This is a genomic window from Paenibacillus sp. HB172176, from assembly GCF_011947265.1.
GTDB lineage: Bacteria > Bacillota > Bacilli > Paenibacillales > Paenibacillaceae > Pristimantibacillus.
On record NZ_JAATHD010000028.1, the window covers coordinates 37,046 to 49,176 of the forward strand.

Annotated in this window: 11 protein-coding genes; 1 reads left to right on the forward strand and 10 read right to left on the reverse strand. The window is 55.9% G+C overall.

The annotated features are described in order from the left end of the window. Positions 1-132: 132 nt before the first annotated feature. The 9 genes from yabN to urtA all read right to left on the reverse strand — a co-directional run bounded on the left by yabN (position 133) and on the right by urtA (position 10,955). Positions 133-1,758: a bifunctional methyltransferase/pyrophosphohydrolase YabN gene (gene yabN, locus HFP08_RS24925; protein WP_240941855.1), complete on the reverse strand. Its 1,626-nt coding sequence runs from the start codon at positions 1,756-1,758 to the stop codon at positions 133-135. 419 nt (positions 1,759-2,177) lie between these two features. Then, on the reverse strand, positions 2,178-4,169 hold the full coding sequence (locus HFP08_RS24930) for an oligosaccharide flippase family protein (protein WP_168123347.1): 1,992 nt from the start codon (positions 4,167-4,169) through the stop codon (positions 2,178-2,180). A gap of 175 nt (positions 4,170-4,344) precedes the next feature. Continuing rightward, the gene (gene spoVT / locus HFP08_RS24935; protein ID WP_168123348.1) at positions 4,345-4,887 is read right to left on the reverse strand and encodes a stage V sporulation protein T; all 543 of its coding nucleotides are present in this window, start codon (positions 4,885-4,887) and stop codon (positions 4,345-4,347) included. Between the two features lie 70 nt (positions 4,888-4,957). Then, positions 4,958-5,098 carry a hypothetical protein gene (locus tag HFP08_RS24940; RefSeq protein WP_168123349.1) on the reverse strand — a complete coding sequence of 47 codons (141 nt, stop codon included), beginning with the start codon at positions 5,096-5,098 and terminating at the stop codon, positions 4,958-4,960. Between the two features lie 694 nt (positions 5,099-5,792). Next, the gene (urtE, locus tag HFP08_RS24945) at positions 5,793-6,494 is read right to left on the reverse strand and encodes an urea ABC transporter ATP-binding subunit UrtE (RefSeq protein ID WP_168123350.1); all 702 of its coding nucleotides are present in this window, start codon (positions 6,492-6,494) and stop codon (positions 5,793-5,795) included. Next, positions 6,472-7,254, reverse strand: coding sequence for an urea ABC transporter ATP-binding protein UrtD (gene urtD, locus HFP08_RS24950; RefSeq protein WP_168123351.1), 783 nt, complete (start codon positions 7,252-7,254; stop codon positions 6,472-6,474). The genes urtE and urtD overlap by 23 nt, the downstream gene beginning before the upstream one ends. Positions 7,255-7,455: 201 nt before the next feature. Then, positions 7,456-8,574, reverse strand: coding sequence for an urea ABC transporter permease subunit UrtC (gene urtC, locus HFP08_RS24955; protein WP_168123352.1), 1,119 nt, complete (start codon positions 8,572-8,574; stop codon positions 7,456-7,458). Positions 8,575-8,661: 87 nt separating this feature from the next. Then, positions 8,662-9,567, reverse strand: a complete 906-nt coding sequence (gene urtB / locus HFP08_RS24960) for an urea ABC transporter permease subunit UrtB (protein ID WP_168123353.1) — start codon at positions 9,565-9,567, stop codon at positions 8,662-8,664. Between the two features lie 107 nt (positions 9,568-9,674). Further along, positions 9,675-10,955, reverse strand: coding sequence for an urea ABC transporter substrate-binding protein (urtA, locus tag HFP08_RS24965; protein WP_168123354.1), 1,281 nt, complete (start codon positions 10,953-10,955; stop codon positions 9,675-9,677). A 332-nt stretch (positions 10,956-11,287) separates the two neighbouring features. On the opposite strand from urtA, the gene HFP08_RS24970 reads away from it, so the two are divergent. Further along, the gene (locus tag HFP08_RS24970; protein WP_168123355.1) at positions 11,288-11,875 is read left to right on the forward strand and encodes a hypothetical protein; all 588 of its coding nucleotides are present in this window, start codon (positions 11,288-11,290) and stop codon (positions 11,873-11,875) included. Between the two features lie 74 nt (positions 11,876-11,949). On the opposite strand, the gene HFP08_RS24975 is transcribed toward HFP08_RS24970, so the two are convergent. Beyond that, positions 11,950-12,123 carry a type II toxin-antitoxin system antitoxin gene (locus HFP08_RS24975; protein ID WP_168123356.1) on the reverse strand — a complete coding sequence of 58 codons (174 nt, stop codon included), beginning with the start codon at positions 12,121-12,123 and terminating at the stop codon, positions 11,950-11,952. Positions 12,124-12,131: the final 8 nt, after the last annotated feature.

Sequence of the window (12,131 nt, forward strand, 5' to 3'; positions counted from 1 at the left end):
ACCCTTCGGCGTCAGCACTCTGGCAGAAATTGCTCTCACGAAGAATACATATTCTGCTTAAGAGCACAAATTCCTGCCGTGGGTATCATTTTTTTTGGAATAGTGCTGAAAAAAGGCGAATTTGGTCGAAAATCAGCGTAATCCTTGTTGTTTAGCCTCTTCCCACCATTTATCCATCTCTAGTAAATCAGTTTGGTCAAAAGTTTTGCCGTTTATACGAAGCTGCTCTTCGATATATTCGAATCTACCTTTGAACTTGCGATTGGTGCGAGAGAGCGCCTCTTCCGGGTCGACTCCGATGAATCTGGCCGCATTGACGATGGCGAACAACATATCCCCCAGCTCGCCTGCTTGCTCTTCCGGGTCGCCCGTGCCGATCGCTTCATTAAGCTCGCGCAGCTCTTCCTCGATCTTCGCCATGACCGGAGCGAGATCATCCCAGTCAAAGCCAACCTTCGAAGCTTTCTTCTGAAGCTTGTACGCCTTCATAAGAGCAGGCAAATCCGGCGGGATGCCGTCAAGCTGCGACTTGCGGGACTCTGCCGTTCCGTTCAATCGTTTCTCTTCCGCCTTCATCTGCTCCCAGTTCACTAAAGCTTCCTCAGAATCGCCTGCGCGCCGATCGCCGAACACATGCGGATGACGGAAGATCAGCTTCTCGTTCAACGTCTGCAGCACATCGTAGACGGAGAACATGCCGGCTTCTTCTTCCATCTGGCTGTGCAGCATCACCTGAAGAATGACGTCGCCGAACTCCTCCTGCATGCCGACCGGATCATCGTTATCGAGCGCTTCAAGCGCTTCATAGAGCTCTTCGATAAAATTCTTGCGAATGGACTGATGCGTCTGCTCGCGATCCCACGGACAGCCCTCGGGACTGCGCAGGATAGAAACGATTTCATGCAAACGGTCGAAGCTGCGGTTCTGCAGCGCCGGATCCAGGGAGCGAGGCACATAGATCAGTGACAAGTTGCCATAGCTCTGGCCGCGGTCGAGATCATGAAGCGGCACCTTCTCAATCCGTTGCTCGCCGGCGACGCCGAGCGCATGCCCTACGACAACCTCGTAATCGTCGGGATAACGCTCCATTAGCGCAAGCTTCACATCAGATGCGGTAAAGTCATCATACACTTGTCCGATAAGCGTATGCAACTTCGGCTGCAGCAAGGCTGCTTGCAGCTCGGCCGCGTCCAGAAGCGCGAAGCCTTCGATCGGATCGATGCCAAGGCTTGTGAAGGCCGCGTCCAGAAAGCTTTCTCCGCCAATAATCTGCAGCTCCACGCCCGCTTCCGGACAGCGCTCGCGAAGCAGTTGAACCGTGCGTTCCGCAACCATGGGATGCCCGGGAACAGCATAACAGATTGCCGCGCCTTCTTCAAAGGGGACTGAAGTCCCAGAAACAGCGGAAGCGCGGGTTTCGGATGCGCCATGCGAGGCTGCGTTTAATCCGGAGTGCTGAGCCGTCGACGGCTCAGCAGCGGCAAGCCCGGATACGCCCGTTGCCGCCGATTGCAGCGCCTCCTCCAGCAAGGCGGACGCGATCGCTTCGTACACATCCGGGAAGGATTCATGCTGCTCGTACAAGTAATCGAATGAACGGTAGTTCACGCTATTTTCACGCAGCATGGACATCATCGGATGCTTCTCCGTTCGCACGAACAAACGCCGAGCGGCTTGCAGCCTGCGCCATACGCCTAGCGTGAGCTGTTCCGGATCGCCGGAGCCAAGGCCAAGTATGACGATAGTTGCTTTTGACAATAGGATCAACCTCCTTCATGGTTTGTGGCAATCAATTGAGCCTTTCAAGTTAAATTCCCCTTAGGACGTGTATGCAAACTCCGAAGGGAACAGATTATGCCGAAATTTCGTTCCATAGCAAGGCGCTTTTTCGAAGGTGTTACCTAAGGATACATCAGGAAAAACAACGCAGCAGGGGCCGAAAAGGCACTATAAGATGCCCCCTAAGCGGGCTTGCAAAAACGTCCTAAGCCGCTTGGGGATGAGAGACGGCTCTCAGAAGCGATTCAGGGCTCTAATCGCGTTCGCGCATGTATGACTAAGCATTGCGAAGCGATGCATCGTCATGCCGGAGCATACAACGGCAGCCATCCTGTCTTGCCGTGCAACGGAGCATGACGGAGCCCCCCCCCTCCTCGCGCCGACGCAGCAGGCGAGAGTTAGTCCCGAGGCGGCTGCTCCCGCGGAAGCAAGCGCAGCCGCATCAGCCGGGCGGCCACGCCCTCGCCGCCCGGCAGCGCGCGCATGTCGCGCGCCGGGATAACGCCGCTGCGCACAGCCGCGGCGGCAAAAACGCAAGCGCCGACGGCAACGCCCGTCAGCGCAAGCACCGCCGCCGCGGCCCTCGGCGGCAGCGCGTCCCCGAGCGCGGCGGTCAGCGCGCGCTCGGTCAGCAGCAGCGCGGCGGCCATGCACGCCAGCGCGAGCGCAGTGCCGGCGGCGGCGCGGACGGCTCGCCGCTGGACGCGCGCATGCGGCGGCGGACGGAGCTTCGCAGCCGCATGGCGCAGCGCCGCCGCGCCGAGCAGAGCGGCGGCGCTTAGCGCGACAACGCCGGAGAGCGCCCCGCCCTCTATGCCGAGGGCGGGTACGAGAGCGGCGTTGAGCGCGCCCTTGAGCAGCGCTGCGAGCAGCAGCAGCGCGATTGGTACGCGCGCGGAGCCGAGCGCCTGCAGCGCGGGAGCGACGGCCGCGCTGACGCAGCCCGCCAGCGCGGTGCAGCCCATCAAAGCAAAGGTCGCCGTGCCTTGCGCATCCTTGTACAGCAGCATGTTGATCGGCCTTGCCAGCAGCACGAGACCGAGAGCCGCAGCAGCGCCGATCATCCACGTCAGCCGCGCGAGAAGCGACAGCCGCAGCCGCAGCTGTTCATCGTCATTCGCAAGCTTGGCCTTCACCAAGCCCGGCACGAGAGCCGCCGCGGCCGCCCCCGCAACCATAACGAGCAATTGAACAAGAGGCTGGGCGCGGTTGTAGACGCCGAACAAGCTCATCGCCTCATGGGCCGCTGCGGCATAACCGCTGCCGGTCAGCATTCTCGGCATCGTGAAAGCGTCGACAACCCCTACAGCCGGCACGACAATGGCCGCCAGCGCCGCGGGCAGCGCAAGCGTCGACAGCTCCTTCAGCTCCGTACCGAGCGTTCTGCGCAGCGGGCCTCCTTTGCCATCTTCAAGCAACGGCTCCTCCGCTGTCGATTCGGCCTGGCCTCCTGAACTGCGCCCGGCCCTCAAGTCGCACGCCGAACCGGCAGTCCCTCTCGCCGAACCGCCAATAAGGCGAGCCGTGCGCGCCTTGCTCTCCCGTTCCTTCTTCGACAGAATAGGCTTATTCTCCAGCTTCTCCATCTCCGGCAAGCTTATAACCGTGCCGACCTTCTTGCTCTTCTTGCCGCCCGACACGCCTCGCCCTGCGGTCAGAAGCAAGCAAGCGGCGGCCGCAGCGCCGAAAGCGGATCCGCTCATCACGCTTGCGGCAAGCTTGGCATCGCTCCATCCGGCCCTCAGCCCAATGCCAAGCGCCAGCACCATCACGGCTACGCGGACAAGCTGCTCGGCTAGCTGCGAGGAGGCAGAAACGCCCATCTGCCGGCTCCCTTGCCGGAAGCCCCTCAGCGCCGCAGCCGCCGGCGCAGCCAGCAAAGCAAGCGACAACGCTCTGATAGAGGAAGCGGCAGACCCATCGCCAATCCATTCCGCCGTCCAATCCGCGCTAAGCCACATGACGATGAAGGAAAGCGCGCCCGTTACACCTAGCAGGAGGAGCGCTGCCGACAAAGTCGATCTCGCCGCCGCTTCGCCGTCCGCTTCCTCCAAACGCCTCGCAATGACAATCGAGACCGCCGTCGGCAAGCCTGCCGCAGCCAGCACCATCACAAGCTGGTAGAATGGATACACCGCATTATAGATGCCGAAGACCCGGTCTCCGGCCAAATTTTGAAGAGGAATCTTCTGGAATGCCCCCAGCAGCTTGGACAACAATGCCGCTCCCCCCATCAGCACGACGCCGTTGCCGAGCAATCCCAGCTTCTCCTTCCTCCCCTTTCCTTCCTTACTCATCCGCTTCACCCTTATTCCAAGCTCCCATTTCTCCGCCAAACGATTGCCTCGCCTAATCTTTCTTAAGTATACATGAATCGGCCTCTGCCCCATAGAGCCGCCTTCCAATGTTCATGCCGCCCACCCCGGGAGGTGCAAAGGAAAGTCCGCTCATCAGCCCTCTAAGCAAAAAGCCCCCTTTCCCGCATATCGCAAGAAAAGGAGCCGCCGCCATCAGCTAATAGGTTTGTTCTCGTTTGCCTCAAGCTTCATGTGTTTCACGTATCCGCTATTGCTCCATCTGCTTCGCCAGGAAGCCCGCTGCCGTCTCCGCCATCTTCGTCTCCATCTGGGACATCTTCATGGACTCGTCCTTGCTAAGCAGCACGACCGTGCCAATCGGATCGCCGCCCGCGATAATCGGAGCGATAACGAAGGAGCTGTACGTATCCTGCACATCCTTCACGATTTCATAATTGCCGCTGTTTGATTCCGCCATCGTCTTGCGATTGTCCATGCAGGCTTCAAGCGCGGAGCCGATGGACTTGTCCATCAATTCCTTCTTCGACGCTCCGGCTACCGTAATAATCGTATCTCGATCCGAGATTAACGTAATATGGCCCGTGCTTTCGTACAGCGATTCCGCATATTCCTTCGCGAAGTCGCCAAGCTCGCCGATTGGCGAATATTTCTTCAGGATAACCTCGCCGTCGCGGTCGACGAATATTTCGAGCGGATCTCCTTCGCGTATCCGCAAAGTGCGGCGAATTTCCTTCGGGATGACGACACGACCGAGATCATCAATACGACGTACTATTCCAGTTGCTTTCATTTCTTGTTGCCCCGCTTTCCTAGAGGATATTGAATCGACTGGATATTCATCACTGCTTGCACCGTTATGGTTATCTCTGCGGCGCGCTGCTCATTTCCGGCACCGAAGAGTTATTAACCTTTAGAAGGTGATTTTGAATCTGACCATAGTATTCATCCGCTCCCATTATCTTATACACGTCTCCAAAGGAGCCCTCTTTTCCATGCTTCATCCTGCCCGCCTCCATCCTGTGCTTCAATCCTGAAATCCCGCTCCGACAATTAACGAAAACTTTCTTAACCATAACTTATCCTTACCTTGTCCTTATTCGCACATGCGGACTCATTATGAGCGGAGCAACCGCTTTTTATTGCAAATCTCCTTCGCTTCTTCCTGCACTTCCTTTGGAGACTCAGACAAACCGTTCGGGTTCCATGCTGCAGCGACTGCTATTTCATCCATTCAGTGACAACACATAACAAGATAAGAAACACCAATAACGAACTGGAATTTCTCCAGCATATTCTCTATTCTCGGACTAAAATTCCACTTATGTTGGAATTTCTCCAGCATATCTCTGCGAAACGACCTCCAATGCGTGAACAGCATGAAATAAGCAGGAGATATTCCAGTACAATTGCTAAATTTGCGTTTATAGAGGGAATAAACTGGAGATATTCCAGCACAACTGCCTCCATCGCTTTCATCCGGCCATATACTGGAGATATTCCCATACAACTGTCCCCATCGCTTTCATCCGGCCATTAAGCCGGAGATTCTCCGGTCAACAAACGCCTTGCCTTCCTCAAACGCGAACGATTCCGCATCTTCCAGAATAGAAACAAAAAGCGCGGTTTCCCGCGCCTCTCCTGCTTCTTCCTGATTATGCCGTTGTTCTTCCTGATTATGCCATTGCTTCTTCCTGATTATACCGTCAAATAACGCCGGACAACCTCGTCGTCCAGCGCTTCGAGATTCCCTTCCCAGGCAATCGCGCCCTTGTCGAGAATATAGAAATAATCGCCCACGCTCTTCACGAATTCGAGGCTCTGCTCCACGAGAAGAATCGCCGTCTTGCCCTCCTCCTTGATGCCGCGGATGACATCCCTGATATCATCGACAATAGAGGGCTGAATGCCTTCACACGGCTCGTCGAGCAGAAGCACCTCCGGTTTGGACGCAAGCGCCCTGGCGAAGGCCAATTGCTGCTGCTGCCCGCCGCTCAGGTCGCCGCCGCGCCGCTCATACATCGTGGGCAGCACCGGAAATTTCTCAATCGCCTCCGGGGGAATCTGATCCGCCTTGCTCTTCGTCTTCAGAGCCTCGAGGCCGAGAAGCAAATTCTCATACACGGACAGTTGCGCGAAGATCTCCCTGCCCTGAGGCACATAGCCGATGCCGCTCCTCGCTCGTAATCCAGGCGCTTTCTTCGTCAGATTCTCGCCCTTATAGCTGACCGCGCCCGCTCTAGCCCGCAGCAAGCCCATAACGCTCTTCATGAGCGTCGTCTTGCCGACGCCGTTGCGCCCGAGCAGACATACGACCTGCCCCGGCCTGACCTCAAGCGTTACATTTCGCAAAATAATGCTCTCCCCATAGCCCGACTCAAGCTGTTGAACGGCCAGCATGCGCATCCCTCCGCTTCCCGAGATAGACCTCCGCAACGCGGTCGTCGCCCTGCACGTCCTCCATAGAGCCTTCCTTGAGGAGCTTGCCCTCATGCATGACCGTCACCAGACTTGCGAAGTTACGCACGAAATCCATGTCATGCTCCACGACAACCACCGACCGCTTTGTCGCGATTTGCACAAGCAATTCGCCCGTCTTATCCGTTTCCTTGTCCGTCATGCCGGCTACCGGCTCGTCGAGCAGCAGCACCTCCGGCTCCTGCAGCAGCATCATCCCAATCTCGAGCCATTGCTTCTCGCCATGGGACAATCCGCCGGAGCGCCAATGCGCCTTCTCTTCCAGACCGATCATCCGCAGCTGCTGATGAAGCCGATCCTGCTCCTCGACCTTCATTCGCGCAAACAACGTCGCGGCCACCGTCCGTTTCTGACGCATGGCGATTTCCAGATTTTCCATGACGGTCATGGAAGGGAAGATCGACGGCGCCTGGAATTTGCGCCCGATGCCAAGCTCCGCAATCTGATGCTCCCGCTTTCTCGTAATATCCACCTTGTCGCCGAAGGTCACCTTGCCCGCCGTCGGCTTCACCTTGCCGCAGATCACGTCCAGCATCGTCGTCTTGCCCGCTCCGTTCGGGCCGATCAAGAATCGAAGCTCCGCCTTGGCAAGCGCCAGATTCATCCCTTGCACTGCCTTGAATCCGTCAAATTCCACCGTTACATCCCGACATTCCAGAATAGCCGCTTCCGCAACGCCCATAACACATTCCCTCCTTCTTATTCTCCGCTTTGCTCCTCGGCTCGCAGTCATTCTCCGTACCTCGACAATGCCTCGCGCCACGCTGACAACGTCTCACGCCCGCTCTCCAACCCTCATACTCCTCTTTCGCTCTCTTTCTCTCTTCCCCTTTATCTCTCTCACTCTCGATCAACAGCCTTCCGCAACCATGCTTCCCGCTTATCAGCCCTGCTTCAAACTGCCGTCCCCTTCCTTCGGAGATACCAGCTTACCTCGCTGCGATAGAAAGGCCGGCATGAAGCGGCGAAGCTTCTCCTTGCGAATATGGAACAGCCCTGCGATGCCCTTCGGCAGGAAAACAACCACGACGACGAACAGGCCTCCCATGAAGAACAGCCATCCTTCCGGATACGCCGTGCTGAATTCGCTCTTCGCCCAGTTCATCGCAACCGCTCCGAGCGCCGCGCCGATCAAGGTCCCCCGACCCCCGATCGCAACCCACAGCACCATCTCGATCGACGGCACAATGCCAAGCATGGATGGCGAAATAATGCCGACATGCAGCACGAACAGCATGCCCGCAAGGCCGGCTATGCCAGCGGAAATCGTGAAGATGACCATCTGATACATCGCCGGATTATAGCCGATGAACCGCACGCGATTCTCTCCGTCTCTAATGGCGCGCAGCACCTTGCCGAACCGGCTGGCCGTAATATAGCGGCATAACACGAAGATGCCCAGCATGACTGCTGCCGTAATCCAGTAGAGCACCCGCTTCGTGTCCGGCGAGCCCAGGGAATAGCCCAGAATCGTCGTATAACCGGTAACGCCGTTCGTCCCGCCCGTGACCGCTTGCTGGCCGACGATCAAGGTTGTCGTAATGATGACGAGCGCCTGCGTCAGAATCGTGAAATATACGCCGCGAATCCGATTGCGGAAGGTGAAATAACCAAGCGCCAGCGCAAGCAACGCGGGGATGAGAATGCCCATCGCCAGCGCGAAGGGGAAGGATTCGAACGGCCTCCAGAACAGCGGCAGCTCCTTCAGGCCGCTCCAGCCCATGAAATCCGGCAGCTTCCCATGCGTGGATTCCAGCTTCAAGTACATCGCCATCGCATAAGCACCGAGACCGAAGAAGATGCCGTGGCCCAGACTCAGAATGCCTGTGTAGCCCCATATCAGATCAAGGCCGAGCGCTACAATGGCGAAGGCCAGAAATTTCGCTAGCAAATTAAGCCGAAAATCGCTTATAAACATCGGAGCGGAGAACAAGACAGCCGCTGCGGCCGCATAACCCGCCAGTATCGCGATTTTTTTTGCGTTCCATGATTTTAATGCCATACCCTCACCGCTTTCCTCTTCCATCTCAGTTCTCTTGCCTCTTGCCTGAAGCCCTTTCTCCACAGCTGTCTCATGCGCCGCTTACGCCTAATCCAGAGAACGAGAGCGCATGGCCACGAATCCCGATGGCTTCCACTGCAGGAAGGCGACGATGCAGACGAACACAAGCACCTTGCCGAGTGACGCATCCGTCCAATATTCGAACATCGTATTGAACATGCCGATTCCGGTCGCGCCAAGCACGGTTCCGACAAGCTTGCCGACTCCGCCCAGCACCACGACCATGAAGGCGTCCACGATATAATACGTGCCCAGCGACGGACCAATGGGACCCATCAGCGTCAAAGCGCAGCCGGCTATGCCCGCAATGCCGGAGCCGATGGCGAACGTTACGGCGTCGACCCGTCTCGTCGAGATGCCGAGACATGCGGCCATATCGCGATTTTGCATGACGGCGCGCATGTTTCTTCCCGCATGGCTGCGATAGATATACAGGTACATTGCAAGCAAGCAAACCAGCACAAGCGCGATAATGAACAATCGTTTGTATGGCAGAATCGTGCCGCTCATCACATGAATGCCGCCATCGAGCCAGGATGGGCTTGTAACCGCCACGTTCGGCGCTCCGAATATCGTTCGCGCGAGCTGCTGCAGCACAAGGCCGACGCCCCAAGTGGCAAGAAGACTGTCAAGCGGTCTGCCGTACAGAAATCGGATCAGGGACAGCTCCAGAATATAGCCGATGCAGAACGCCACCGCGAAGCTTGCGGGAATCGCAAGCGCGAAATACCAATCGAACATGGAATGAGGCAAATAATCCTTGAACAAATTTTGCGTCAAATACGTGCTATACGCCCCAATCATAATGAGCTCGCCATGCGCCATATTGATGACCTTCATCAGACCGAAGGTAATCGACAGTCCGAGCGCGACCAGCAGCAGGATCGAGCTGATGCTCAGACCGTTGAACAACTGCAGTACATATAACTCCATCTCATCACCCCTTAGCCTTAACCTCTCCGGCTTAACGACAGAAAGGAAGCATTCGATCGACCGAATACCTCCTTCTGCCCTTTCCTTACTTCATGAATGTCATTCGCTTAAGGCTGGATGCTGGCCGCCCAATCGTAGCCCTTCAGGAATGGATCCGGCTTAATCGCCTCGCCCGAATTCCATAGCTCCTTGAACTGGCCGTCCGCTTGAACCTCGCCGATTCGAGCTGTTTTGTAGATGTGCTGGGTTTCGCCGTCGATCGTAACCTTGCCGCTCGGAGCGTCCCACTCCAGCCCCTTCGCCGCTTCCTTCACTTTGTCCACGTCGGTCGAACCCGCTTTCTCGACTGCAGCAGCCCATAGATATACGGCCGTATAACCTGCCTCGATCGGGTCGGCCGTTACGCGGTCCGCTCCGTACTTCGCCTTGTAATCCTCCACGAACTTCGGATTCGTAGGCGTATCCGTCGTTTCGAAATAGTTCCAAGCCGCCAGATGACCCGTCAGCACATCCGCGCCAATGCCGCGAATCTCTTCCTCTGCGACGGACACCGACAAGGTAGTCAAATCCTGCGCCGAAATGCCCGCATCCTTCAATTGCTTGAAGAACGCTACATTGCTGTCTCCGTTGAGCGTATTGTAGACAATATCCGGATCAGCCGCTTTGATCTTGCTGATGATTGTGCTGTAGTCCGTATGTCCAAGCGGCGTATACTCCTCGCCTACAAGCTCTCCGCCCTCCGCCTTCAATTGTTCCTTGATAATAAGGTTGGCTGTTCTCGGGAACACATAATCCGAGCCGAGCAAGAAGAACTTCTTGCCGCGATTCTCAAGCAGCCAGGTGACCGAAGGCACGATCTGTTGATTCGTGGTCGCTCCCGTGTAGAAGATATTCGGGGAAGCCTCGAGTCCCTCGTATTGAACCGGGTACCAAAGCAAGCCGTTCAGCTCTTCGAATACCGGAAGCATCGCTTTACGGCTCGCGGAGGTCCATCCTCCGAATACCGTCGCGACTTTATCCTCCGACAACAGCTTGCGCGCTTTCTCCGCGAAGGTCGGCCAATCCGAAGCGCCGTCCTCGAGCACCGGCACGATCTTCTTGCCCATCACGCCGCCCGCCGCGTTAATCTCGTCAATTGCCATCATTTCCGAATCGATAACCGATGTTTCGCTGATTGCCATCGTTCCGCTCTGCGAATGCAGAATGCCTACTTTGATTTCTCCGCCAGACGACCCCTCTGTATCATTCGTGTCCGTACTCGTGTTTGCATTCGTGTTGGTGTTCGTGTTTGATGATGCCGGTTCATTGTTGTTCCCCCCGCAGCCGCTGAGCACAAGACTTACCGTGATCAACAGCAACCCCAATTGATAGAACAAGCTTTTCTTCATCCTTCCACTCCCCATCTCTATAATAACTTCCTTTATTTCCGAACGTTTACATGGAATGTTCTGTCAACGTTCGTGAGCCTATTATAGATTGAGGCATTAACTTGTGTCAATATAGTTGACATTAATTCATTCAATTTGAGACGATTTAGCGTCTAAAGTCCTATTTTTCATTTAAATTAACATATTTATGTTAGTTTATGTTACACAATATGCATGCAAAAGTCTGATTATGTATGCCCTTATTTCTTCCGGCATAGGCATTTGCACCAATTGGATCGCTCTGTAATAGGCTATCTAGAGCTGTCATATCTACACACCTGGAGGCGATCCGTTTGACCGCAAAACTGGAAGACACCAAGAAACGCACGCAGAAGCTTTCCACCGCTGCCGTGCAAGCCACAGCGGCCTATATGCTGCCCTTCTACCGCAAAGCGGCGAAAAATGAAGCGTTTGCGAAGGCATGGTCCGCAGCGGTTCGCAAAGGGAATATCGACGCCATGCAGAAGCTGCTTTCAACCGTATTGCCCCAACATATCCGGCTTGCCGAGCTTGGCTCGAACGGCATCGGCTTCTTCATCGGCTTCACCTTCCCTTACGACGACTACCCTTATGTCAATTCGACCTCGATCAGACCGGGCGAGACTCAGAACACATTCAGCGACGAGATGTTCAGACTCATTTCGAAGGACATTCTTCGATTCTACGCCGCGCTCGTCAGCAGCAAGGCTTTCGCCGAGGCGCTGGTGAAAGCCGTCAATCTCGGACATACAAAGCGACTCAAGCAGTACATTAAGATGTTCATCCCATCCTGCGCCTTGAAGAAGATCGAAAGCGACGATTCCGGCTTCTACCTCGGCTTCGAGTCCGCCGAGAGCAAATATACGTACTACAATCAGTTTTTCCGCGAGAAGGTTTTGTAAGGCACTGCTTCTCTTTGCAAATGTTACGGATAAAACTAAAGAAGGAACCCCCGTATCAGGAGGTTCCTTCTTTGTTATTCTTTTGGCGGTCGAGGCGGCTTCAAGCGGCCGGCTTTGCCCAGCGCTTCCCGGAGCAGAAATTCGATATGGCCGTTGACGCTGCGGAATTCGTCATTCGCCCATTGCTCCAGCGCCCGGTGAATGTCCGGATCGAGTCGAAGCGGGAAAGCTTTCTTCTCTTTGGCCATTATCGGCT